Origin of the sequence: Dyella jiangningensis, from assembly GCF_003264855.1 — a bacterium.
Taxonomy (GTDB): Bacteria; Pseudomonadota; Gammaproteobacteria; order Xanthomonadales; family Rhodanobacteraceae; genus Dyella; species Dyella jiangningensis_C.
This window is the reverse complement of record NZ_NFZS01000001.1, coordinates 202,224-226,544: the sequence shown is the minus strand read 5'-3', so window position 1 is coordinate 226,544 and position 24,321 is coordinate 202,224. Positions and strand designations below refer to the sequence as shown.

Genomic DNA, 24,321 nt, shown 5'->3' with positions numbered 1-24,321 from the left:
GAGGTCGATCTGCTAGCTTGCGCAGTCCCCGACAGGAACAGGTCCCCTCATGCCCCTCCGCTTGCGCCCCATCGCCTTGCTCTGCGCCGCTGCCCTGGCCGGCTGCGCCAGCCACTCGCCCAAGCCGGCCGCTGGACTGCCGGATGGCAGCCATGCCCAGGTCGCGATCCTGGAGACCACCGACGTCCATTCCAACGTGCTGAGCTACGACTATTACAAGCAGCGCGAAGACGCCACGGTGGGCTACGAGCGCACCGCCACCCTGATCCGCCGCGCCCGCGCGCGGCACCCGAACAGCTTCCTGTTCGACAGCGGCGACACCATCCAGGGCAGCGTGCTGGCCGACTACCAGGCCCAGGTGAAGCCGGTGGGCTGCAACGAGGAGCTGGGCATCTACCGCGCCATGGACGCCATGGGCTACGACGGCGGCACCGCCGGCAACCACGAGTTCAACTACGGCCTGGGCTTTCTTTCGCAGGTCACCGGCACGCCGATGAACGTGGACGGCGGCCGCAGCGAGCGCTGCGTCGGTCCGCATTTCCCGTTGGTGCTTTCCAACGTGTTCAGCGCCCGCGACGGCGCACCGATCTTCAAGCCGTGGACGGTGGTGCAGAAGGACATCACCGTCACCGCGCCGGACGGCAGCCAGCGCAAGGTGCCGTTGAAGGTCGGCATCATCGGCCTCACCCCGCCGCCGATCCTGGAATGGGACAAACAGAACCTGGCCGGCAAGGTGACCGTCACTGGCGTGGTCGAGGCCACCCAGAAGTACCTGCCGGAACTGCAGGCGCAGCATCCCGACCTCGTCGTCGCCGTGCTGCACGGCGGCCTCAACACCGCGCCGTACACGCCGGACATGGAAAACGGCGGCTGGTACGTCGCCGGCATTCCGGGCGTCGACGTGGTGCTGATGGGCCACTCGCACACCGAGTTCCCTGGCCCGCACTACAAGGGCATGAAGGACGTCGACGCCGACCGCGGCTTCGTGCGCGGCAAGCCGGCCGTGATGGGCGGCTTCTTCGGCAAGGACCTGGGCGTCATCGATCTCGCACTGCAGCGCAAGGATGGCCGCTGGGTGATCGATGCAAGCCAGACGCACAGCGAAGTGCGCCCGATCTGTCCGAAGAAGAACGAATGCGTGCCGGCCGACCCAGCGATTGCGCCCTTGGTGCAGCAGGCGCACGAAGCGGCCGTGCAGTACGTGAACACGCCCATCGGTAGCACGAAGGTGCACATGAGCAGCTACTTCGCCGACGAAGGCAACATGACGGCGCTGGCACCCATCAACGCCGCGATGCGCGACTACGTGCAGAGCGAACTGCCGAAGCTGCATCCGGAACTGGCCAAGCTGCCGGTACTGTCGTCCGCGGCCGCGTTCCGCACCGGCTTCGGCGGTCCGGATGACTACACCGATGTCGAGTCCGGTCCGCTCACCCTGCGCAGCGCAGCCGACCTCTACTTCTATCCCAACACGCTTTCGGTCGTGCAGGTCGATGGCGCCGGCCTCAAGGCGTGGCTGGAAAAGTCGGCCGAGCGCTTCAACCAGATCGACCCGGCGAAGGAAGGCGAGCAGGAGCTGATCAACACGCGCATGCCCGGCTACAACTTCGACCAGATCCAGGGCGATCTGGCCTATGTGATCGACGTGTCCAAGCCGGCAGGCGAGCGCATCACCCGGCTCACCTACAAGGGCAAGGCGGTGTCGCCGCAGCAGCAGTTCGTCGTCGCCACCAACAACTACCGCGCCAGCGGCGGCGGCAATTTCCCCGGCCTGGACGGCAAGAACATCGTGCTGGCCGCGCCCGATGGCGCCCGCGAAATCCTCGCCAGGTGGCTGCAGCGTGAGCAGACCATCGACGCGAAGACGCTGCCCGCTGCCTCGTGGCACTTCGCGCCTCTGAAGACCCGCGGCGAGGTGGTGTTCAAGGGCGCCGCCGGCAAGCAGGACGTCGCGCGCGAGGCGGGTTTGAAGCATATCCGCCAGCTCAAGGACAACGGTGACGGCACGGCCACCTATGCCATCGACCTGTCGCATTGACGTTACAGGCGCGGTGGCACGACCGCCGCGCCCCTTTCTTTGCACGATGTTTGTAGGAGCGCACCCAGTGCGCGAAAAGCCTGCAAGGCGGTGAAGCAGCCGGTTTCATTCGTAAAAGTCGCAAACCGGGGTACAACCCATCGCCGCGGTCGCGCACTGGGTGCGCTCCTACAGATGCAGGTTTCCGCACCATTTGGCCGTCCATCCGCCAAAGGTTTCAAACGAACCTGTTGACTGCATTGCAGCAATCGGCCTAAGGTCGGGCCCATGTCGCCGCTTATGTCGCCAGCCTGCATGTCCTTCCGCCCGGTTTTCACCGGCGGCATGCCGCTGTGCAGCGGCGTCACCGCCATCGTCACGACCACCACCACGACCACTATTACCACCAGGTCGGGGTGGGTATCCGTGCGCGAGTAAGTTCCCTAACGCAAACGGCCCCGCCCTCGATGAGGCGGGCCGGACTGCACCACTCCGATACCGCCAGCGAGCACGGGCCCCGAATGGAGGCCACCGTGAATCTTGCCGTATCGTCATCGCTCGAACAGCCATCGCTTCCGCCGCATGCCGCAGCGCTGCCGATGGTCACCGCACGCCAGCGCGTGCTCGCCGTGGGCCTGGTCGGCCCCGGCCGTGTCGGCAGCGCCCTGCTCGACCAGCTGCGTACTGCGCAGCCGCGCCTCGCGCGGGCAGGCCTGGAGCTCAAGCTGTGCGGCGTGGCCGCCAGCCGCCGCATGTGGCTCGATGCCGACGATCCGGAGCTCAACGGACGCTACGGCGGGGCGCAGACCTGGCGCCCCAGCAACCTGGATGAGTTCGCTGCCCATGTCCGCGGCGACGATGGCCGCCACGCCCTGCTGATCGACTGCAGCGCCAGCGAAGCGGTGGCTTCGCGTTATGCCGAGTGGCTTGCGCAGGGCATCCACGTGGTGACGCCGAACAAGCTGGCCGGCAGTGGTTCGTTCCCGCGCCTGCAGGCGATCCGGGCCGCCTGCGTCAGCGGCGCGCGCTTCCGCTACGAGGCCACGGTGTGCGCCGGGTTGCCGGTGGTGCAGACGCTGCGCGACCTGCTCGACACCGGCGACGAGTTGCTCGCGGTGGAAGGCATGTTCTCGGGCACGCTGGCCTGGCTGTGCCATCGCCACAACGGCAGTCGTCCCTTCTCCGCGCTGGTGCGCGAGGCGCACGCGCTGGGCTATACCGAACCGGACCCGCGCGATGACCTCTCGGGACTCGACGTGGCGCGCAAGCTGGTGATCCTCGCCCGCGAGGCGGGCTGGGCGCTGTCGCTGGAAGACGTGCAGGTGCAAAGCCTGGTGCCGCCGGAACTGGCCGCCATGTCCCCGGAGGAAGCGTTGGAAAACCTGCACCTGCTCGATCGCGCGATGGCCCGCGAAGTGGCCTCCGCGCAGACCCAGGGCAGCGTGCTGCGCCACGTGGCCAGCCTGGACGCGAAGGGCCACGCCAGCGTGCGCCTGGCCATGCTGCCGGCCTCGCATCCGTTCGCGCATTCACGCCTGACCGACAACATCGTTCAGTTCACCACACACCGTTACCGCGATAATCCGATGCTGGTGCAGGGCCCCGGCGCCGGTCCGGAGGTGACAGCGGCGGGCATTTTCGCCGATCTTCTGCGCATTGCCGAATCCCTGGAGGTGCGCTGATGAATGCGCAACTGGCTGATCCCATGCCCGCGTCGCAACGTGCATTGAGCGCCCATGCCATGGCCTACGCGAGTGTGGGCAACGTCGCCGTCGGCTTCGACATCCTCGGTCACAGCGTGGCCGGTGCCGGCGACCGCGCGGTCGTGCGCCGCATCGACGAACCCACCGTCCGTATCGCGGCCGTGCATGGATTGGTCACCGATCTCCCGCTCGACCCTGCCCGCAACACCGCGGGTGCCGCGCTGCTCTCGCTGCGGCGCGCGCTCGGCCTGCAGCACGGTTTCGAGGTGGAGCTGCACAAGGGCATTGCGCTGGGTTCGGGCATGGGCGGGTCGGCGGCCTCGTGCGTCGCGGCCCTGGTCGCCGCCAACGCGCTGCTGGAGCGACCACTGCCACGCGAAGCGCTGTATGGCTTTGCCCTGGACGGCGAGGTCGTCGCCAGCGGTAGCCGGCACGGCGACAATCTTGGCCCCATGTTGCTCGGCGGCCTGGTGCTCGCCACCCGTGATCGCCTGCTGCGACTGCCGGTGCCCAATGCCTGGTATTGCGCGCTGGTGCATCCGCACGTGGTGCTGGAAACACGCGAATCGCGCGCCGTCCTCGCCAGCGGCTTTGCCTTGGGCGACGTCGTCGCACAGCACGGAAACTTGGCGCTCGTGCTCACCGGTTGCCATCGCGGCGACGCCAGCCTGGTGCGCGAAGGCCTGAAGGACGTACTGGTGGAACCGCGACGCGCACCGCTGGTACCGGGGTTCTCCCGCGTGAAGCAGGCAGCGCTCGACCACCACGCACTCGGCGCGAGCATTTCCGGCGGTGGGCCCAGCATGTTCGGCTGGTACGAGAATCGCGGGGATGCCGAACGCGCTGCCGAAGCGATGGCTGCGGCCTTTGCCGAAGATGGCATCGCCAGTGACCGGCTGGTATCACCCATCAACGGGCCAGCCGCGACCCTGCTGGATGAGGAAACGGCATGAGCGAGCCGCTGCATTACCGCAGTACCCGCAGCGCGCGCCATGCCGCGCGCATCGACGAAGTCATCGCCGCGGGGCTGGCGCCAGACGGCGGCCTGTATGTGCCCGAGGTGTTGCCGCCGCTGGACGTGGCCTCGTTTGATCCGCACGGTTCGCTGGCGGACACGGCGGTGACGCTGCTCGCGCCGTTCTTCCGCGGTACCGCGCTCGCTGCCGAGCTCCCGGCCATCTGCCGCGAAGCCTTCGATTTCCCGGTGCCCCTGCGTCCGCTCGCGTACGCGCAGGCCGCTTCGGTGCTCGAGCTGTTCCACGGACCCAGCGCTGCGTTCAAGGACATCGGTGCACGCTTCCTCGCCGCCTGTTTCCGTCGCCTGCGCCGCGACGGCGACGCGCCGCTGACCATCCTCGTCGCGACCTCGGGCGATACGGGCGCAGCCGTGGCCGCCGCATTCCATCGGCAGCCTGGCGTGCGCGTCGTGATCCTTTACCCGGACGGTCGCGTCTCGCCGAGGCAGGCACACCAGCTGGGTTGCTTCGGCGACAACGTCCACGCCTTGCGCGTCGCCGGCAGCTTCGACGATTGCCAACGCATGGTGAAAGCCTCGCTCGCCGATGCAGATTTGCAGGCGCGCGTGCCGATGTCCTCCGCCAACAGCATCAGCCTCGGCCGCTTGCTGCCGCAGATGAGCTACTACGCGCACGCCTCGCTCGACTGGTGGCAACGGCAGCGCTCGCCGCTCAATTTCATCGTACCGACCGGCAACCTCGGCAATGCGCTCGCTTGCGTATGGGTACGCGAGATGGGCTTGCCAGTGGGCGAGATCCATCTGGCATGCAACGCAAACGCGACATTGCCCGATTATTTCGATGGCGATGCCTATACGCCGCGACCCGCGATACCGACGTTGGCCAACGCGATGGACGTGGGTGCACCGAGCAACTTCGAACGCCTGCGCTGGACCTTCCCGCACGATTACGAGCTGCGCGTGCAGCTTCACGCCAGCAGCGTGGACGACGACGCCATTCGCGAGACCATCGTGCAGCACGCACGCGATCACCACGAGCTGTTCTGCCCGCATACCGCCACCGCCGTGCACCTGCTCGACACCATGGGTTCCACCGGCCTGCCGTGGGCCGTGGTGGCGACGGCGCATCCGGCGAAGTTCGACAGCGTGGTCGAGCCATTGATCGGGCAAGCGGTGGAGGTGCCGCCGGCGCTCGCGGCGATGTTGCGGCGTCCGGCGCACGCGGAACCGCTGATGGCGAGCGATGCGGCGCTGAAGGATTGGCTGGTGCGGCGGGTGGAGCGGGAGCAGACCGTGCCGAGCTAAAGCTCTTGTAGGAGCGCACCCAGTGCGCGATCACGGCATCACCGCTCCGTAGGCTTATCGCGCACTGGGTGCGCTCCTACAAAGGCAGCGCCGATCACTCGTCCAGCGCCGCCCCATTCGTCTCGATGACCTTGGCGTAGAACTTCGCCGTGGCCTTGGGCGTGCGCTTCTGCGTCGCGAAATCCACGTGGTACAAGCCAAAGCGCTTTGAGAAGCCGAGCGACCACTCCAGGTTGTCCATCAGCGACCACGCGTAGTACCCCTTGAGGTTCACGCCCGCCTCGATCGCGCGATGGATCGCCTTGAGATGCTTGCGCAGATAGCCGGTGCGCAGCGGATCGTCCAGCACGTCACCTTCCGCCACCGGCGGATCGTAGAAGGCCGAGCCGTTCTCGGTGATGTACAGCGGGATGTCGCCGTAGCGCTGCTTGAACCAGGTGAGCGTGTCGGTGAGACCCTGCTCGTACACTTCCCAGCCGGTTTCTGTATAGGTCCTGTTGGGCTGGCGCACCGGCGCCGCGCGCAACGGGTAGTGGTTGGGATCGTTCTTCACCACCGCGCGCGTGTAGTAGTTGATGCCCACGAAATCGACGGGCTGGCGCGTGAGCTTGAAGTCGTCCTCGGGGAAATCCGGCCAGGCCGCGCCGAACACTTCCTTCAACTCCGGTGGATAGCTGCCCAGCAGCGCCGGATCGGCGAACTGCTCATTCATGTACGCCTGCGCGCGACGCGTCGCGGCAAGGTCTTCCGCGCTGTCGGACGCCGGATACTTCGGCTCGATGTTGAACACCACGCCGATCTCGTGCTTGCCGATGGCGCGATACGCCTGGATGCCGGCGCCGCTGGCGCGCATCAGGTTGTGCGCGGCGATCGGTGCTTCGTACAGGCTGCGATGACCCGGCGCGAGCGCGCCATGCAGGTAGCCGCCATCGGTCACCACCCACGGCTCGTTGAGCGTGGACCAGCGCTTCACGCGATCGTCCAGCGCCTTGTACACGACGCTGGCGTACTCGGCGAACCAGTGGGCGATGTCGCGATTCAACCAGCCGCCGCGATCATCCAGCGCCGCGGGCAAATCCCAGTGGAACAGCGTGACGTTCGGCTCGATGCCATTCTGCAGCAGCTCGTCGACCAGGCGCGAATAAAAGTCCAAACCCTTCTGGTTGATGCGCCCGGTGCCGTCCGGCAACACGCGCGCCCACGCAATACTGAAACGATAGCCCTGCAGGCCGAGCGCACGCATCAGCTGCACATCGTCCTTGTAGCGACGATAGTGGTCGCATGCGATGTCGCCGGTGTCACCGTTGGCCATCATGCCCGGCGTATGCGCGAAACGCTCCCAGATGCTCGGGCCCGCGCCGTCGGCCAGGGGCGACCCCTCGATCTGGTAAGCCGAGGTGGCGGCGCCCCAATGGAAACCGGCCGGGAAGCGATAGCTGTGCGTCATGGTGGAGGCAATTCCTTATGCCGCAGTGCGGCTTGATGAAAACGTTTACATGGCGAGAATAACGGAGCGCGACCCGAATGTGCACGGGTCTTTTCGCCTATACATGCAGTGGCCGCCCGCGGTCCGGACAGGGGAGTGACGCAACGTCGATGGCAACGGTGACTCTGGATCGGTTGCGCAAGGTCTATCCCAATGGACATGTCGGCGTCGACGAGGCGACGTTCGAGATCGCTGACGGCGAACTGCTGGTGCTGGTGGGGCCTTCCGGCTGCGGAAAGACCACGCTGCTGCGCATGATCGCCGGCCTGGAATCGATTTCCTCGGGCACGCTGAGCGTCGGCGGGCGCGTGGTCAACGAGGTGCCGCCGAAGGATCGCGACATCGCCATGGTGTTCCAGAACTACGCGCTGTATCCGCACATGACGGTGGCGCAGAACATGGCGTTCGGCCTGCGCCTGCGCGGCAAGCCCAAGGCCGAGATCGATGTGCGCGTGCGCGATGCGGCGAAGCTGCTGGAACTGGAGCATCGCCTCGACGCGCTGCCTGCCGCGCTTTCCGGCGGACAACGCCAGCGCGTGGCGCTCGGACGTGCGCTGGTGCGCGAACCCAAGGTGTTCCTGCTCGATGAGCCGCTGTCCAATCTCGATGCGAAGCTGCGTCTGTCGATGCGCGTGGAGATCGCACGGCTGCACCGGCAGCTCGGCACCACCACGGTCTACGTGACGCACGACCAGGTGGAAGCGATGACGCTGGGCCAGCGCATCGTGGTGCTCAACGGCGGCCAGATCCAGCAGATCGACACGCCGATGCGCCTGTACGAGAAACCCGCGAATCTGTTCGTCGCCGGCTTCCTCGGCTCGCCTGCGATGAACCTGCTGCGTGGCACGTTGCGCCACGGAAGCGGCTGGTCGCTGGAGACGCCGGATGGCACGGTGCCGCTGGGCGAACTGCCGGCGCAGAGCCACGAGCTGTTGCCGTGGATCGATCGCGAGATCGTGTTCGGCGTGCGCCCCGAGGATCTGCGACTCGCCGACGCCGATCACGCGGCCCTGAGTGCCGTGCTCGAAGTACCCGAGCCGGTCGGCAACGAGATCTTCCTCAACCTGCGCCACGGCAGCCAGTCGCTGGTGTCGCGCGTGGCGCCCGGCGCCCTGCCCGAGGCCGGCACCGTCATGCATTTCGCGTTGGCTCACGATCGTCTGCATGTGTTCGAGCCGAGTGGCGGCACCCGTATCGTCTGAGAAGGTCAGCCTTTCACGCTGCCAAGCAGCAGGCCTTCGATGTAGTAGCGCTGCATGGCGAGGAACAGCGCCAGCACAGGGACCACCGTCACCACCGAGCCCGCCATCATCAGCTCGCTGTCCTGCGCGTGCTCGCGCGCCAGCGAGGCGAGACCGATCGGCAAGGTGTAATGCTCCTGGCCGGTGAGCGCGATCAGCGGCCACATGAAGTCGTTCCACGCAGTGAGAAAGGTGTAGATCGCCAGCGTCACCATGATGGGCTTGAGCAACGGCAGCACGATCTGGGCGAAGATGCGCAGCTCGCCCGCGCCATCGATGCGCGCGGCCTCCATCAACTCATCCGGAATGCTGCGCGCATACTGGCGCACCAGAAAAATGCCGAAGGCCGTGGCCATCGCCGGCACGATCACGGCGGCGTAGCTGTTCACCAGGCCCATGTACTTGAGCATCAGGAACAGCGGCAGCATCGCCACCTGCGCGGGAATCACCAGCATGCCGAGCAGGCCATGGAACAGCCGCTCGCGACCATGGAAGCGCAGCTTGGCGAAGGCGTAACCCGCCATCAGGTTGCAGGCCAGCGAGAGCACGGTGATCGCCGTCGAGATGGCGAAACTGTTGAACAGGTAGCGCCCCATGCCGGCGCGGGTGAACAGCTCTTCGTAGTTCTGCCAGCCGGCATGCGCGGGAAGCAGCGGTGGCGGCAAGGCACTGGCCTCGCCCGGACGCATGAATGACACCGACACCATCCACAGCAGCGGAAACAGCGCAACCACGGCGCCGCCGATCAGCAAGCCATTGATGACGGCCTTGGCAATGCGCGGATTCATGCCGCCGTTCCACGACGCGCCACGCGCAGCATCAACGCGGTGACGACGAACATGATGACGAACAGCAGGAACGCCACTGCCGACGCGGTGCCGAAGTTCCACCATTTGAAGCCTTCGTTGTACATCAGGTACAGCACGCTGGTGGTGCTCTGCAGCGGGCCGCCCTCGGTCATCACGTAAGGCTCGGCGAACAGCTGGAAATAGCCGGACACGGTGAGGATGCTCACCATCAGCAGCGTCGGCGCCAGCATCGGCAGCGTGATGTGACGGAACTGCTGCAACGGCGAGGCGCCATCGATGCGCGCCGCTTCGTAGAGATCGCCCGGGATCGCCTGCAGGCCGGCCAGGAAGATGATCATGTTGTAGCCGAAGTTCTTCCATACCGCGAACAGGATGATCGTGGGCATCGCCCAGTGCGGATCGCCCAGCCAGTCCACCGGATGGATGCCCACCGCGCCCAGCACATAATTCGCCATGCCGTACTTGGTGTTGAAGATGTAACGCCACACCAGCGCCACCGCCGCCACCGTGGTCACCACCGGCGCGAACAGCGCCGTGCGGAAGAACGGCTTGCAGCGCGCCAACGGCGAATGGAGCAGCAGCGCCGCGCCCAGCGACACCATGATCGACAGCGGAACGCCGACGAGCACGAAGTGGAACGTATGACCCAGCGCCGACCAGAACCTGGGCTGGTGCAGCAGATCCCAGTAGTTGCCCAGCGCGACGAAGCGCAGATGGCGGATGTCGGCCAGCGCGTAGAGGTCGTAGTCGGTAAGACTCAGTCCCAGCGCCGCGATCACCGGCAGCAGGAAGAAGACGCCCAGCACCAGTATCGCGGGCGTCAGGAACCACCAGGCGGCACGCTGCGGGTTCACGGCGCGGCTCCGGCGGTGCGGCGCTCGTGGTCGAGGATCCAGCGACGCTTTTCGAGGATGCGATCGGCCCGACGATCCATCTCCGCGGCCGCTTCGTCGATGCTCAACGTGCCGGCCACGGCTTGCGCGGCAACCAGTTGCATCTCGTTGGCAATCTGCTCCCACTCGGGCACCGGCGGCGTCGGCTTCACGTGCTCCAGCTGTTCGCGGAACGCCAGCACCTTGGGATCGTTGCGCAGGCCATCGCCATCCCATGCGCTGCGCCGCGCCGGCATGTCACCGAGCAGCTCGTAGAAGCGCTGCTGCACCTCGGGGCGCGAAAGGTATTCGATCAACGCCCAGGCTTCGTCCTTGTGCGTGGAGTGCCGGAAGATCACCAGGCTCGATCCACCCGCCGCGCCCACGCCCGCGCCATCGGGGCCCGGCAGCGGTGCCGTGCTCCAGTCAGCCTGTTGGTTCGCCGGCAGGCGCTTGCGGAACTCGCCGATGTTCCACGGCCCGGAGAAGTAGAACGCATACACGCCGCGGCCGAATTCATCCCAGGGGTTGCCGGCCTCGACATTGGTGATCGGCGGTGCCTGGTGCAGGCGAAAGGTATCCACGTAGAACGCCAGCGCGCGCTTGAAACCGTCGCTGCGGAAATTGCCGTAGCGCCCGCCGTCGCGCAGCATCGGCTCGGGCTGCTGCAGTGCCAGCGACATCAGCTGCTCGTACTCGTTGGTCGGCAACAGGATGCCGTAGATGCCGTCCTGCGGCTTGCTGAGCGCAGCCAGCGCCTTGCGCCACTCGTTCCAGTCACGCGGCGGTGCATTGAAACCGGCAGCCTTGAGCAGGTCGGTGCGGTAGAAGATCAGGCGCGTATCGACATACCACGGTACGCCGACCAGGGAACCGTCAATCACGCTGGTGGACCAGATGTTGGCGAAGTAGTCGTCCTGCTTCACCACCGTCGAACGATCCACGCGCGACTGCAGCGGCTCCAGCGCGTTCAAGGCGGCGAACTCGGGAAGCCAGGTGTTGCCGAGCTGGCTGAGGTCCGGCGTCGAACTGCCGGCAAAGGCGGTGAGCAACTTCTGGTGCGCAGCCGTCATCGGCAGTTGCTGCACCTTCACGTGGATGCCCGGATGTTACCGCTCGAATTCCGGCAGCAGCTTCACCACTGCTTCGCCTTCCCGGCCGATGGTCCAGAACGTCAGCGTGGCGCCTTCCTCATGAGGCGAGGCGCAACCGGCTGCGATCATCACGACGCCGCCGAGCAGCATCGCGCGCATGCGATGCAGGATCAGGCTCGCCCGGCGTTGCGTGGTCGAAGACATGTCTCAGCGTGGTTTCTGTTCCAGCCATCCACCGGTGAACCCGGCACGTTCCAGGCCCTTGCGGACATACGGATTCTTGCGCATCACGTTCCACACGAAGCCGCTGCGCCAGTTCTCGATCATCAGCACGATGGGGCCCTGGTCGATGCCGATCTGCTTGTCGTCCGCCCAACCCATGCCAGGCACGGCACGACCTTCCTTCGGCACGATGCCGGTATCGTAGCTGGGATTGAACGCATCGACGAAGCCGTATTGGCCGTAGATGGCGCTGCCGTAGCGCGACTTCATCTCCATTAGCGCGGGCACCACGATCTCGGGCGCGAACGCGATCGAGCCTCCGGCGGCGGTCGGCGCGATGGTGCCGTCGTCGGAGACATAGTCGAGGCCGGCGCCGCGCGCGGTGTAACCGTAGAACGCGCGCGTGCTGCCATCGTTGCGCTTCACCACGGCGTCACCTGGGCCGTTGCAGGCGGTCAGGCCCCAGATGTTTTCGCCGTAGCCGGTCCAGTGATTCGGGTTGGCGATGGCGTAGGCCCGTTGCGCATAGGTCGCTTCGCGGCTGTTCTGTGCGTAATCGGTGTCGTGCTCGCGGCTCCACGCATCGCGGATACCGCGGAAATCGACCCACGCATGGCTGTACTGGTGGCCGAACAGCGGCGCAAAGTTGAGGAAGGTGCGACCCTGGTATTCGCCCCAGTTCTGGGGATAGGTCTTGGTCCACGCTGCCCAGGCGTCATCGGCCACGGGATGCGTGGGCGAACCCAGCGCCAGCACGTAGACCAGCATGCCTTCGTTGTAGCCCTTCCAGTCGGCCGGTATGAACTTGCCGCCCGGCGTCCAGCCCATGCTGATCAGCGGCGAGCGCGGCTGCATCCAGGTCCAGTCGACGCGGCGGTAGATGGCGTCGGCGAGCTGGCGGATTTCCTTTTCGTCCTTGGTATTGCGATCGAAGTACGACTGCGCGAACAGCACGCCGCCGAGCAGCAGCGTGGTGTCCACGCTCGACAACTCGACGCCGCGCGCGTGGCGCTTGCCGGTCTGCATGTCGAGGAAGTGATAGAAGAAGCCGTGATAGCCGGTGACGTCGTCCTCGTCGTCACCCTGCTTGGCGTCATGGAAGAAGTGCAGCGTCGCCAGCGTGCGCTCGACCGCCTGCTTGCGCGTGATGTAGCCGCGCTCCACGCCCACGCCATAAGCAGTGAGTGCAAAGCCCACCGAGGCGATGCTGGCGAAGGATTCGCCAGGCCAGTGGTCGGGAACGAGGCCGGTTTTCGGATCAGCACTGTCCCAAAACCATTGGAACGTGCGCTTTTCCAGGTCTTCGACCATCGCGCGTTGCGGTGCAGGCAAGGCATTGAAGTCGCGCGTCGGCTTTGCATCGGTAGCCGCGATGACCGGACCCGGGGCCGAGGCCATCACCAGCAGCGCAGCCGCGGCCATCGGAAAGAAACGGGAAAAACTGCCACGCATCGTCGTCAACCCTTGAAAAAAAGCTGGAATGGCGGACTGCCCACAAACAGCCGCCATTCCGGTGGAAACACCGGCCCCGCGCGAAGCGAAAGGCCGGCCGGGACGGGCATGGGAGGGCAGCCCGCCCCTTGGGGTCCCGGTTCCCAGATCGGAGGGAGGAACCGGGAAGCCTTGCCACCCGGGGGGAGGCGGCAAGGCGGACCGAACGAGCCTTAGAACTTCAGGCCCACTTCGAACTTGATCGTGCGCGGCACGAAGGTGATGTTGCCGGTCGGGTTGTACGTCACCATCCGCGTCCCTGCCGGCGTCAGGTAGTCGGAGTAGTTGTTCCAGTTGAACAGGTTCAGCACGTCGAAGCGGCCGTACAGCGTCATGCCATGACCGATATCGAAGTCCTTGGTGGCCTGCAGGTCGATGTCGCGATAACCCCAGATCTTGCCGCCGATGAGGAACTTCGACGCCGGCGCAATCGCCGCGTACGCCGAGCAGATGCTGCCGTTCGCCTGCAGGTTGCTCGGATCGCAGAAGATGCCGTTGTACGGCAGCGGCGTGGCCAGCGTCAGCTTGGCCGACAGCACCGTGCCCCACGGACCATCCATGTTGCCCGTCGCCACGAAGCGATGCTTGGACGCGGCATTGGAGGTGATGAACGGATAGTCCTGGATGGTCGCGTAATCGAACGAGTAGTGCTCGTTGATGTCGCGATTCTGCTTGGCGTTGGTATAGGTATAGGCGAACGTCGCGCCCCAGCCCGAAGCCTTGTCGTACGGCTTCTCGGCCGACAGCAGCAGCTGCGTGGTTCGCGTGCGGATGCCGTTGTTGCCGAGGATCAGCGCGCCGAAGCCCGGAATGCCGTTGCCCCACGGCTGGCTGCCGTTCTGCCAGAAGCTGCCGTCCGGATAGCGGTTGCCCAGCGTGAAGGCGAAGCCGTCGTAGCTCAGGATGCGCGTGACGGTGGCATCGGTGTGCCAGTCGCCAAGCTGGTTGGACATGCCCAGGCTGTACTGGTCGGAATACGGTGCCTTGAGGTTGTTGTTGAGCATGTCGACCTCGGTGCCCGCATTGGACGCCGCGCCGATCAAACTTTGCAGATTGCCCAGGCCGTTGAGCAGGTTCGGATTCCACGCATAGCACGGCGTGCTGTTGCGATGGCATTGCCCGGTGGCCGGATCCTGGAAGAAGATCGTGTACTGCGGCAGCGCCGACTTGGTGGTTTCCAGCTGCAGGTAGTCGTACAGGTCGCGATCGTACGCGCGGCCCACGCCGCCGTGGATCACGTGCTGCTCGTCGCCGAACCAGTCATACGAGAAGCCCAGGCGCGGCTGCCACTCGCCCTTGTAGGCGCTGCGGTTATGGCCGTTGCTGATGTAGTCGTTGATGTTGATGCCGCCCTTGGCGAGCGTCTCGGCGTAGGTCTGGCCCGCCGGCGCACCGGCATTGGTGTCCTGCGAATTGAACGCCGCGACCACGTTCGCCGGCGTCACGAAGTCGGTATACGACGGCGTGCGCTCGTAGTCCCAACGCACGCCGAGGTTCACGGTGAGCTTGTCGTTCACCGACCAGTCGTCCTGGATATACGTGCCGAACTGCTTGCTCTTGGTGGACACCGACGGCGTCAGGCCCAGGCCGTTCACCGGCTTGGTGAAGAATGCCTTGTACGGCGTGGCATCGACGCCGTTCGACGTGACGTTGTAATAGAACTGCGGGTTCACGTCGGCGGCATCGGCCGCGTTCAGCGTGACGGCCTTGTACTTCACGCCCATCTTCACGACATGGGTACCGTTCCATTCCAGGTCGTTGAAAGTGAAATCGTCCTGGATCGCGGGACCCCTCTGGCCCTTGTTCTGCGTCGCCAGCGGATTGGCGGCGCCGGTCTCGATGATCACCGGGTCGTCGGTCGGGCGCTGCCACGTGTACACGTAACCGTTGCCATAGTTGATGGCGGTGGGCGCGTTCTTGGCGTCTTCGTACGTGAACAGCAGTTCGTTGAAGTACGACTGGCCGCTGTGCTGCCAACGCGCGGCATAGCGCTTGTCGTCATTCTTGATGTTGTACGCGGCCGACTGCGCGGTTTGCGAGCCATTGCCCAGGCCATCGAGCTGCGTTTCGTTGCGGATCTGCGCGCTCAGCTCGAAACGGTCGCGGTCGGTCGGCTCCCAGTCGATCTTGCCGAAGTACAGGTCTTCCTGGAACGGCAGGTTGGTCGGCCCGAGCTGCGAAGCGATGTTGCTGGGCAGGTAGGGCACGCCCGGCGAACCGTCGGCGCTCGGCGTCACCGTCACCGGCGTATCGAAGCGCTTGGCCTCGTAGGCCATGAAGAAGTGCATCTGGTCCTTGATGATCGGACCGCCGACGGCGAAGCCGTATTCCTTCTCGCTCGACGTGGCCTTGGTGCCCGAGTCGTTCTCGGCCGGCGTTTTCGCACGGAACGAATCGTCGGTGTAGCGGTAATACGCCTCGCCGTGGAATTCGTTGGTGCCCGACTTGGTCTGCGCCGTCACGGCCGCGCTGGAAAGCTGGTCGTACTCGGCCTTGTAGTTCGACGTGATGACCTTGTATTCGCCGATCGCCAGCTGCGGGAACGGGTTGCCCTGGCTCGCGTTCTGGCCGCTCACACCGCCTTCCTTGACGTAGCTCTTCTGGCCCACGCCATCGATGTAAACGTTTACAGAGCTATCGTTCATAGCACCGCCACGCAAGGACGTGTGGCCTGCCGAATCGACCGAGAACACCATGCCCGGAACGGTGTCCGCGAACTCGAGGAAGTTGCGCGAGACCTGCGGGATGGTGTCGATCTGGCGCAGCGAAATGGTGGCGCCCACTTCCGGCGTCTTCACTTCCTGCAGCGTGGTCGCCGAGACGGACACGCCGCCCAGGTTCTGCGCGTTGGCAGCATTGGCGGTCGTGGCCGGCGCGGCGGTCAGATCCAGCGAAGCGGTAGAGGCGACGGTCAGCGTCACCGTGCGCTCGGTGCCCGGGCCGGCATCGACCTGGTAGGTGCCCGGCGGCAGGCCGACCAGCGCGTAGTTGCCCTGCGCATCCGTGGTGGTGCGGCGGGTGGAACCGGTGGCGACGTTCTTGGCGGTGACTTCGGTGCTGGCCGGTCCCTTGCCGCGCAAGGTCGCATTGGCCGTCTGCGCCCATGCAACGTCAGGCGCGGCAACCGTGGTGACCACCAGGCCGGTGATCAGACTGGCTAACAGGGTCTTCTTCAGGTGATGCGGCAACTTCATGGCTCCCCTCCAAGGAATCGATCAGGGATCGAATGGGCGTGCAGGTTGATAGGTATTTTTTGTGGTTGACGCGTCGCGGCTCGCGCCGCAGGTTCCACGGACCGCGATCGCGCAACCGAGCGTGTCCGTGCTATCCGACTGTTCCCGCCCATCCATCAGCGCAGCCAGTCGTTCCAGCGCGTTGCGGCCCAGCTCGGCGATGTGCACGCTGACGGTGCTCAACGGCGGCGTGAGATAACGCGCGATGGGAATATCGTCGAAGCCGGCCAGCGCGATATCCGCAGGCACCTTGAGGCCGGCTTCCTTGAAGGCGTAGAGGCAACCCACCGCCATCATGTCGTTGGCGGCGAACACGGCGGATGGACGCTTGTCCTGCGCCAGCAGCTCGCGCCCCGCGTGATAACCCGATTCCTCGGTGAAGCTGCCGGCGACGATGTTGAGCGGCACCTTGGGCGCGAGCTTCTTCATCGCCTCGCGATAACCCAGCGCGCGCTGCTCGGCGTCGAAGTTGCCGGCGGGACCGGCGATGAACGCGATGTCCTTGTGCCTGGCGGTGCGCAGCAGGTGCTCGGTCATCGCGTACGCGCCGCCACGGTTGTCGATGTTGAGCACGCTGCGACCGCTGGCATGGATCGGGCTGTTGATCAGCACCGTGGGCAATGCACCGGGAAGATTCGCTTCGAGGAAGCCTTCGTCCACCCACGGCGAGAGGATAAGCATGCCGTCGACGCGGCCTTGCATCGCGCGAAGCGCCGCGGCGGCTTCATCGGCGCCGTCGTGCGAGCTCGACACCAGCAGGTGCAGGCCACGCGAACGCGCCGCGAGGTCGATGCCGCGGATCAGCTCGGAAAAGAATTCGCCGAACAGATCCGGCAGCAGCGCGCCGATGGTGTGCGTGCGGCGGGTGATCAGGCTGCGCGCGGCGTTGTCGGGGATGTAGTGCAAGCGCTTGGCGGCAACGCGGATGCGCTCGAGCGTTTCGGCGGTGACGCCGCCCTGCCCGTTCAATGCGCGCGACACGGAAGCCACCGACACCTTGGCCTCGCGCGCTACATCTTTGATGGTCGCTTTCCTGGTCGTCACGGGTGCCGGCTTTGAGGGTGACCCGGGGTCACGGCGGCGCCAACGTAAACGTTTTCATGAAACCTTGTAAAGGAGCCGCAACGACATCTTTCGTTGCGACGCAATAATTCCCATCGGGGACGATACCCGCCGGAAGCGACAAGGACCGCATAACGTCGCCATAACGTGCGCTACACAGCCGTGAACGCAGCGCAGCAAAACCGGTTTAGGTGGCGGCCATGATTGTGCCCATGCCGTGCTTTTGACGGCGTGGTCGCGTCAATGCGCGTTGCGGTGGCCGAACATCCACGGCCACAACTCGGCGGTGGCGTAGGCAGGCACCCAGGATCCATGGTTCACGCCGGGAAACTGCGTATAGCGGACCTCGTCGCCCACCTTCAGCAGCGCCGCATACATGTTGCGCGCCTCGCTCGGCGCGACCTGGTCGTCCACCTCGCCGTGGAAGATCCACACGGGCATGGGCTTCACGCGCTCGGCTACCCACTGATAAGGGTTGCCGTCCTGCGGCGGACCATGCACGACGAGTTCGGGCATGTCGCTCGGGGCGCGGATCGCACCGCAGATCACCGCGGCGGCGGCGAACAGGCCGGGGTGATCGACGGCGAACTGCCATGCGCCATAGCCGCCCATCGAAAGGCCGGTGACGTAGAGACGCGAACGATCGCCGTGGTAGGCCTTGATGCTGTCTTCCATGGCCGCCAGCGCGGCCTGCTCCTGCGCGCCGTCCCAGATGGTGTCATCAGGCGCCTGCGGCGCGACCACCACGGCCGGAAAATCCTCGCCGTGCGTCTTCAGCCACGGCGGCAGGCCCTGCTTGAGCTGCAGCTGGTTGTCGCTGCCGCGCTCGCCACTGCCGTGCAGGAACAACACCACCGGCCATTCGCGGTCCGGCGACCAGTGCTTGGGCACGAACACCTGGTAGGCCACGTCGCGGCCGTTCACCTGCACGTGGCGCGCGGAAAATTCGCCATTGGCCGCCCATGCGGACGATGCCACTGCGCACGACAACCACGCGGCCGCCACAACGTGTTTCAGCTTCATGCCTTCACCCTCGCACCGATTCGTCGGGCGAGGGTAACCAGGCGACGGTGTTTCAGGCCAGCATGGCCAGCACCTGGTCGGTGGAGCGCACGCGACCCAGGCGAGGGAAGATGTTTTCCACGGCGAAGCGATGATGGTCGGCGTTGGACGAGCTCATGGCGTCCTCCACCAGCACCTGGTGGAAACCCAGTTCGAACGCGTTGCGCGCGGTGGATTCCACGCCGATGTTGGTGGATACGCCGCCCAGCACGATCTGCGTGATGCCACGGCGGCGCAGCTGCAGTTCCAGCTCGGTGCCGTGGAAGGCGCCCCACTGGCGCTTGGTGATGTGGATGTCGCCCTCGGCCACGTTGAGCTCGTCGGCGTAGTCCCACCAGTGGGCGGGCAGGCTCATGTTGCGCGGGGCCTCGTCGGTCAGCGGGTGCAACATGTCGCCGGCGTCGGCCGACCAGCCCACCCGCACCAGCACCACGGGCGCCTTCAGCTCGCGGAAGCGGGCGGCGAGGCGTCCGGCGCGGGCGTTGACCTCGGCGCTGGAATGCGGGCCGCCGGCGAACGCCGCGATACCTTTCTGCAGGTCGATGAGGACGAGCGCAGTGGTTCGGGGATCAAGCTTTTCCATCGATAACTCCAGGCAATGGCGGGGATTGCGCCGGCATCGGCGTAGAATAGGCTGCATTCGTGCAGCGCCCCGATGCCTGCGGGGAAGACCATTATGTGAGGCTACCCTCACATTGGAGTTTATGAGGATGTCCTCACAAAACACAAGCCAGGGCGGCCGCGCGCCCAGCCGCCGCCGGGGCCATGAGCGGGTAGCGGCGCTGCTCGCGGCCGCCTCGGACTGCTTCGTCGAAAAGGGCTACGACGCCACCACCATGACGGAGATCGCCGCCCGTGCCGGCGCCTCCATCGGCTCGCTGTATCAGTTCTTCCCGACCAAGGAATCGGTGGCCGAGGCCTTGATCACCGGCCACGCGAACGGGCTGAACGAGCACATGGAGCGCCTGCTCGCCCAGACCCCGGACTGGACGACGGAGGAACTGGCAGGACACCTGCTAAGCGCCTTCGCGGACTACCGCAAGCGGCACCCGGCCTTCGTCACGCTGGTGGAGGTCGCCGGCTCCCTGCCCTCCATGCTGGGTCGCACCATTCGCCAGCGCATGCGCGATTACCTCAGCCAGATCCTCGCGATCCACGCGCCCGGCATCCCTGCCGGCGAACTTCGCCCCGCCGCGATGGTGGTGCAGCAGTTGATGAAGGCAGCCGTTGCGCTCGATAACGAACAACCGGCGACGCTGCGAAAAGCCGCGCAAAACCAGCTCCAGCAGGCACTTTCGCTCTACCTCGGCCAACTCGCCGCGCATCGCTGATCGCGGCACCGCTCGCGCGCATGCAACACGCGCGCGAGGCGTTCAGCCATCTGGACGTCCGAATGTGCATCGCGACACGCGATCGCAAAATTTTCAAAAGAAACTGTTGACAACCCGTTGGACGGCCCATTAGGGTCGGTTGCATGTCGCAGCGCAACAGCCACGATCGCATAGCCGAACCGATTGGTCCCCCGACCATCGACGGCGCGCTGCGCCTTCGCAACAACCTCCTTCTTGCCCTTGTACTCGTACTCCTCATTACCAACGGAGGTGCGGGCTGAGGGCGTGTGTCCAGGTAAAGCAGAACTAACCTAGATACCACCAACAAACCCCGCACCCGGAAACGGATGCGGGGTTTTTTGTTGCCCAACGGCGCGTGCCAGCGGAGCCAAACGAATGACCCCCGAGACAACCAGCACCGAGAGCAGCGACGTGGGCGATGTAGTCGCCGAACGCGTGCGCATCTTCGACACCACCTTGCGCGACGGCGAGCAGGCGCCCGGCTTTTCGATGGATCGCCGCGCGAAGCTGCGCATGGCCCACGCGCTCGAAGCGCTCGGCGTGGACGTTCTCGAGGCGGGTTTCCCCAGCGCTTCGCCCGACGATTTCGCCTCGGTGTCGGAAATCGCCCGCGTGCTGCGTGGCCCCACCGTGGCCGGACTGGCGCGCTGCCACGACGGCGACATCGACGCCTGCGGCCGCGCGCTGGAAGCCGCGCGCCACGCGCGCATCCACCTGTTCCTCTCCACCAGCCCGCTGCATCGCGAGCACAAGCTCAACATGAGCAAGCAGCAGGTGATCGACACCGCCTGCGCCGCCATCGAGCGCGCGAAACAGCTGTGCCACGAAGTGGAATTCTCGGCCGAGGACGCGATGCGCACCGAGCCGGAATACCTGGTCGAGGTGTTCAGCGCGGCCATTGCCGCCGGCGCCACCACCGTCAACGTGCCCGACACCGTGGGCTACACCACGCCGGTGGAAATGGCCGAACGCATCGCCTACCTGCGCAAGCACGTGCGCGGTGCGGACACGGTGATCTTCTCCACGCACTGCCATGACGACCTCGGCATGGCCGTGGCCAACAGCCTGGCCGGCGTCGCCGCTGGCGCGCGGCAGGTGGAATGCACCGTCAACGGCATCGGCGAGCGCGCCGGCAACGCCTCGATGGAGGAAGTGGTGATGGCGCTGCGCGTGCGCGGCGCCTACTTCGGCGTCGACACCGGCATTGATGCGCGCAAGCTCTATCCCACCTCGCGCCTGCTGACCCAGCTGACCGGCCAGGTCGTGGCGCGCAACAAGGCCGTGGTGGGCGACAACGCCTTCGCGCATGAGTCCGGCATCCACCAGCACGGCATGCTGAAGCATCGCGGCACCTACGAAATCATGCGTCCGCAGGACGTGGGCATGGGCGAAACCAAGCTGGTGCTCGGCAAGCATTCCGGCCGCCACGCGCTGCGCCAGCGCCTGCTGGCCATGGGCCATGAGGTGGAAGAAGCCGCGATGGACGGCATCTTCGCGCGCTTCAAGGCGTTGGCCGACAAGAAGCGCGAAGTGCACGACGAAGACCTGGAAGCGATCGCACTGGGCATGGATCCCGAAGCGACCGGCCCGTGGCGCCTGGTGCACCTCAACACCAATTCGCACCTGGGCGGCAGCGCGTCGGCGTCGGTGAAGCTCACGCATGACAACGGCAGCGAAGTGGGCGAGGCCGCCATCGGCGACGGCCCGGTCGACGCGGTGCTGCGCGCGATCGAACGCGCCACCGGCACCACGCTCGACGTCACCCAGTTCCAGGTGCGCGCCGTCAGCGAAGGCGGCGACGCGCAGGGCCAGGCCCAGCTCACCGCGCGCCACGCCGAGCGCGACTGGCGCGGCAACGGCATCAGCACCGACATCATCGAAGCGACCGCGCACGCCGCGCTCGCCATCGTCAACCGCATCGAACGACAACAGCCCGCATCGCAACGGGCTGCGGTCGCCAGCCTGTAATACCGAGGAGCCCCGAGATGACAACCTCTTTTCTCTGGCACAACGGCCAGATCAAACCCTGGACCGAGGCCACGGTCCACGTCAGCACTCACGCCCTGCACTACGGCTCCTCGGTCTTCGAAGGCGAGCGCGTCTACGCCACGCCGCAAGGCCCCGCCTACTTCCGCCTCGCCGACCACACGCGCCGCCTGTTCGAGTCGGCCCGCGTGTACGAGATCGAGATCGGCTACAGCGAAGACGAGATCAACGCGGCGTGCCAGGAAGTGATCCGCGCCAACCGCATGAGGTCGGCCTACGTGCGCCCGATCGTGTTCCGTGGCGCGGGCGGCCTGGGCGTGCTGCCCAAGGCCGATTCGCCGGTGGATGTGGCGATCATGGCGCTGGAATGGGGTGCGTATCTCGGTGACGCGATCGAACACGGCGCCGATGTGTGCGTGTCCTCGTGGCATCGCCCCGCGCCGAACACCTTCCCCAGCTGGGCCAAGGCCGGCGGCAATTACCTGAGCAGCCAGCTGATCGCGCTCGAAGCGCGTCGCGGCGGCTATGCCGAAGGCATCGCGCTGGGCCATAACGGCCTGCTGAGCGAAGGCGCCGGCGAAAACCTGTTCCTGGTGAAGAACGGCAAGCTGCTTACCCCGCCGACCAGCGCCGGCATCCTGGCCGGCATCACGCGCGAGTCGGTGATGACGCTGGCCGGCGAGCTCGGCATTGCGGTGGAAGAGCGCGACCTGCCGCGCGAAGCGCTGTACACCGCCGACGAGATCTTCATGACCGGCACCGCCGCCGAGATCACGCCGGTGCGTTCGGTGGATCGCAAGCAGGTTGGTGCGGGCCGTCCTGGCGACGTGACCCGCGCGCTGCAGAAGGCGTTCTTCGGACTGTTCGACGGCACCACGACGGATAAATGGGACTGGTTAACGCCCGTGCAGGTCGAAGCCGCGCAGGAGGCTGCGTAATGGCCAAGACACTCTTCGAGAAAATCTGGGACGCGCACGTCGTTGCGCCGGAATCCACCGACACGCCGGCGATCCTCTATATCGACCTGCATCTGGTGCACGAGGTGACCTCGCCGCAGGCTTTCAGCGAACTGCGCGAGCGCGGCCTGAAGCTGCGTCGCCCGGACCGCACGCTGGCCACGCTGGATCACTCCACGCCAACCCTGCCCGCCGATGCGAACGGGGAGCGCCCCTATGCCAATGCCGAAGCCAAGGCGCAGGTCGCACAGCTTGAAACCAATTGCCGCGAGTTCGGCGTGGAACTGCATGGCTGGGATAGCGCCGACCGCGGCATCGTGCACGTGATCGGCCCCGAACTGGGTGCGACGCAGCCGGGCATGACCATCGTGTGCGGCGACAGCCACACCTCTACCCACGGCGCATTCGGCGCGCTGGCATTCGGCATCGGCACCACCGAAGTCGGCCATGTGATGGCGACGCAGTGCCTGCTGCAGCGCAAGCCGAAGACGCTGGCCATCCACGTCGACGGCAAGCTGCCGTCCGGCGTCGGCGCGAAGGACCTGATCCTGCACATCATCGGCGAGATCGGCGTGGATGGCGGCACGGGCTACGTCATTGAGTACCGCGGCGATGCCATCGAAGCGCTGTCGATGGAAGAACGCATGACGGTGTGCAACATGTCGATCGAAGCGGGCGCACGCGCTGGCCTGATCGCACCGGACGACACCACCTTCGCCTGGTTGAAGGGCCGCCCGCGCGTGCCGCAGGGCGCTGCGTGGGACGCCGCCGTGGCGCAGTGGCGTTCGCTGCGCACCGATGCCGGCGCCGCCTATGACCGCGAAGTGCATATCGATGCCAGCAAGGTGCGCCCGACGGTCACCTACGGCACGCATCCGGGCATGGCTATCGCCATGGACAAGCCGGTGCCTGCCGCGCGCAACGCGGTGGAGAAGCGCGCACTCGACTACATGAAGGCCGAAGCCGGCAAGCCGATGCAGGGCATCCCGGTGGACGTGGTGTTCGTCGGCAGCTGCACCAATTCGCGCCTGTCTGACCTGCGCGAAGCCGCCCACGTGCTGCGCGGCCGCCGCGTCGCTGACGGCGTGCGCATGCTGGTGGTGCCGGGTTCCGAAGCGGTGCGCCGCGATGCGGAGAACGAAGGCCTGCATCACGTGTTCACCGCCGCCGGCGCCGAGTGGCGCGTGCCGGGGTGCTCGATGTGCATCGCCATGAATGGCGACCTGGCGCAGCCGGGTCAGCTGGTGGTGAGCACGTCCAACCGTAATTTCGAAGGGCGCCAGGGCAAGGGCGCGCGCACGGTGCTGGCGAGTCCTGCCACCGCCGCGGCATCGGCTGTCGCGGGGCGGATTGCCGATCCGCGTGAGTACTTGGCGGAGGTGGCGGCATGAGCAACGCACGCCATCTGCTCCCTCTCACCTCCGGGGAGAGGGTTGGGGTGAGGGGCCAGTCTT

The 24,321-nt window shown here is 66.0% G+C and carries 17 protein-coding genes and 1 pseudogene; 9 read left to right on the top strand and 9 right to left on the bottom strand.

What is annotated here, in order from left to right; genetic code table 11:
* Positions 1-49 precede the first annotated feature (49 nt).
* From CA260_RS00950 to thrC, 4 genes are all read left to right on the top strand, one after another.
* Entirely contained in the window at positions 50-2,038 is a 1,989-nt protein-coding gene (locus CA260_RS00950) for a bifunctional 2',3'-cyclic-nucleotide 2'-phosphodiesterase/3'-nucleotidase (protein ID WP_111980604.1), read from the top strand.
* Positions 2,039-2,550: 512 nt separating this feature from the next.
* The gene (locus CA260_RS00945; RefSeq protein WP_425479669.1) at positions 2,551-3,699 is read left to right on the top strand and encodes a homoserine dehydrogenase; all 1,149 of its coding nucleotides are present in this window, start codon (positions 2,551-2,553) and stop codon (positions 3,697-3,699) included.
* Positions 3,699-4,673 carry a homoserine kinase gene (locus CA260_RS00940; protein WP_111980603.1) on the top strand — a complete coding sequence of 325 codons (975 nt, stop codon included), beginning with the start codon at positions 3,699-3,701 and terminating at the stop codon, positions 4,671-4,673. The genes CA260_RS00945 and CA260_RS00940 overlap by 1 nt, the downstream gene beginning before the upstream one ends.
* Entirely contained in the window at positions 4,670-6,001 is a 1,332-nt protein-coding gene (thrC, locus tag CA260_RS00935) for a threonine synthase (protein WP_111980602.1), read from the top strand. The genes CA260_RS00940 and thrC overlap by 4 nt, the downstream gene beginning before the upstream one ends.
* Before the next feature lie 94 nt (positions 6,002-6,095).
* Here thrC and CA260_RS00930 read toward each other — a convergent pair whose 3' ends face one another.
* Positions 6,096-7,448 carry a GH1 family beta-glucosidase gene (locus CA260_RS00930; protein WP_111980601.1) on the bottom strand — a complete coding sequence of 451 codons (1,353 nt, stop codon included), beginning with the start codon at positions 7,446-7,448 and terminating at the stop codon, positions 6,096-6,098.
* Between the two features lie 149 nt (positions 7,449-7,597).
* Here CA260_RS00930 and CA260_RS00925 point away from each other — a divergent pair, with 149 nt between their 5' ends.
* The gene (locus CA260_RS00925; protein WP_111980600.1) at positions 7,598-8,689 is read left to right on the top strand and encodes an ABC transporter ATP-binding protein; all 1,092 of its coding nucleotides are present in this window, start codon (positions 7,598-7,600) and stop codon (positions 8,687-8,689) included.
* A gap of 5 nt (positions 8,690-8,694) precedes the next feature.
* On the opposite strand, the gene CA260_RS00920 is transcribed toward CA260_RS00925, so the two are convergent.
* The 8 genes and pseudogenes from CA260_RS00920 to CA260_RS00885 form a co-directional block, all read right to left on the bottom strand.
* Positions 8,695-9,516 (bottom strand): carbohydrate ABC transporter permease, encoded by an 822-nt coding sequence (locus CA260_RS00920; RefSeq protein ID WP_111980599.1) that lies wholly within the window; start codon positions 9,514-9,516, stop codon positions 8,695-8,697.
* Complete coding sequence (locus tag CA260_RS00915; protein WP_111980598.1) at positions 9,513-10,391, bottom strand: carbohydrate ABC transporter permease; 879 nt, start codon at positions 10,389-10,391, stop codon at positions 9,513-9,515. The genes CA260_RS00920 and CA260_RS00915 overlap by 4 nt, the downstream gene beginning before the upstream one ends.
* Positions 10,388-11,632, bottom strand: a pseudogene (locus CA260_RS00910) (sugar ABC transporter substrate-binding protein). The gene CA260_RS00915 and the pseudogene CA260_RS00910 overlap by 4 nt, the downstream one beginning before the upstream one ends.
* Positions 11,633-11,710: 78 nt before the next feature.
* Positions 11,711-13,177: a glucoamylase family protein gene (locus CA260_RS00905; protein WP_238149580.1), complete on the bottom strand. Its 1,467-nt coding sequence runs from the start codon at positions 13,175-13,177 to the stop codon at positions 11,711-11,713.
* 212 nt (positions 13,178-13,389) lie between these two features.
* Positions 13,390-16,410 carry a TonB-dependent receptor gene (locus CA260_RS00900; protein ID WP_111980597.1) on the bottom strand — a complete coding sequence of 1,007 codons (3,021 nt, stop codon included), beginning with the start codon at positions 16,408-16,410 and terminating at the stop codon, positions 13,390-13,392.
* A gap of 21 nt (positions 16,411-16,431) precedes the next feature.
* Positions 16,432-17,493 (bottom strand): LacI family DNA-binding transcriptional regulator, encoded by a 1,062-nt coding sequence (locus CA260_RS00895; protein WP_111980596.1) that lies wholly within the window; start codon positions 17,491-17,493, stop codon positions 16,432-16,434.
* 258 nt (positions 17,494-17,751) lie between these two features.
* On the bottom strand, positions 17,752-18,534 hold the full coding sequence (locus tag CA260_RS00890; protein WP_111980595.1) for a prolyl oligopeptidase family serine peptidase: 783 nt from the start codon (positions 18,532-18,534) through the stop codon (positions 17,752-17,754).
* 52 nt (positions 18,535-18,586) lie between these two features.
* Complete coding sequence (locus tag CA260_RS00885; RefSeq protein ID WP_111980594.1) at positions 18,587-19,156, bottom strand: hydrolase; 570 nt, start codon at positions 19,154-19,156, stop codon at positions 18,587-18,589.
* A 127-nt stretch (positions 19,157-19,283) separates the two neighbouring features.
* On the opposite strand from CA260_RS00885, the gene CA260_RS00880 reads away from it, so the two are divergent.
* The 4 genes from CA260_RS00880 (at position 19,284) to leuC (ending at position 24,258) form a co-directional block, all read left to right on the top strand.
* A complete protein-coding gene (locus CA260_RS00880; RefSeq protein ID WP_111980593.1) occupies positions 19,284-19,904 on the top strand; it encodes a TetR/AcrR family transcriptional regulator in 621 nt (206 codons plus the stop codon).
* Between the two features lie 396 nt (positions 19,905-20,300).
* Positions 20,301-21,893, top strand: coding sequence for a 2-isopropylmalate synthase (locus CA260_RS00875; RefSeq protein ID WP_111980592.1), 1,593 nt, complete (start codon positions 20,301-20,303; stop codon positions 21,891-21,893).
* Positions 21,894-21,910: 17 nt separating this feature from the next.
* The gene (locus tag CA260_RS00870; protein WP_111980591.1) at positions 21,911-22,849 is read left to right on the top strand and encodes a branched-chain amino acid transaminase; all 939 of its coding nucleotides are present in this window, start codon (positions 21,911-21,913) and stop codon (positions 22,847-22,849) included.
* Positions 22,849-24,258 (top strand): 3-isopropylmalate dehydratase large subunit, encoded by a 1,410-nt coding sequence (gene leuC / locus CA260_RS00865; protein ID WP_111980590.1) that lies wholly within the window; start codon positions 22,849-22,851, stop codon positions 24,256-24,258. Before CA260_RS00870 ends, leuC begins: the two co-directional genes overlap by 1 nt.
* The last annotated feature ends 63 nt before the right edge of the window (positions 24,259-24,321 follow it).

Excerpts from the sequence above, each read along its gene's own strand:
- CA260_RS00930 (WP_111980601.1), bottom strand. The coding sequence starts at position 7,448 with ATGACGCACAGCTATCGCTTCCCGGCCGGTTTCCATTGGGGCGCCGCC.
- CA260_RS00905 (WP_238149580.1), bottom strand. The coding sequence starts at position 13,177 with ATGCGTGGCAGTTTTTCCCGTTTCTTTCCGATGGCCGCGGCTGCGCTG.
- CA260_RS00925 (WP_111980600.1), top strand. The coding sequence starts at position 7,598 with ATGGCAACGGTGACTCTGGATCGGTTGCGCAAGGTCTATCCCAATGGA.
- CA260_RS00885 (WP_111980594.1), bottom strand. The coding sequence starts at position 19,156 with ATGGAAAAGCTTGATCCCCGAACCACTGCGCTCGTCCTCATCGACCTG.
- CA260_RS00920 (WP_111980599.1), bottom strand. The coding sequence starts at position 9,516 with ATGAATCCGCGCATTGCCAAGGCCGTCATCAATGGCTTGCTGATCGGC.
- CA260_RS00950 (WP_111980604.1), top strand. The coding sequence starts at position 50 with ATGCCCCTCCGCTTGCGCCCCATCGCCTTGCTCTGCGCCGCTGCCCTG.
- CA260_RS00880 (WP_111980593.1), top strand. The coding sequence starts at position 19,284 with ATGTCCTCACAAAACACAAGCCAGGGCGGCCGCGCGCCCAGCCGCCGC.
- CA260_RS00940 (WP_111980603.1), top strand. The coding sequence starts at position 3,699 with ATGAATGCGCAACTGGCTGATCCCATGCCCGCGTCGCAACGTGCATTG.
- thrC (WP_111980602.1), top strand. The coding sequence starts at position 4,670 with ATGAGCGAGCCGCTGCATTACCGCAGTACCCGCAGCGCGCGCCATGCC.
- leuC (WP_111980590.1), top strand. The coding sequence starts at position 22,849 with ATGGCCAAGACACTCTTCGAGAAAATCTGGGACGCGCACGTCGTTGCG.
- CA260_RS00900 (WP_111980597.1), bottom strand. The coding sequence starts at position 16,410 with ATGAAGTTGCCGCATCACCTGAAGAAGACCCTGTTAGCCAGTCTGATC.
- CA260_RS00875 (WP_111980592.1), top strand. The coding sequence starts at position 20,301 with ATGACCCCCGAGACAACCAGCACCGAGAGCAGCGACGTGGGCGATGTA.
- CA260_RS00870 (WP_111980591.1), top strand. The coding sequence starts at position 21,911 with ATGACAACCTCTTTTCTCTGGCACAACGGCCAGATCAAACCCTGGACC.
- CA260_RS00890 (WP_111980595.1), bottom strand. The coding sequence starts at position 18,534 with ATGAAGCTGAAACACGTTGTGGCGGCCGCGTGGTTGTCGTGCGCAGTG.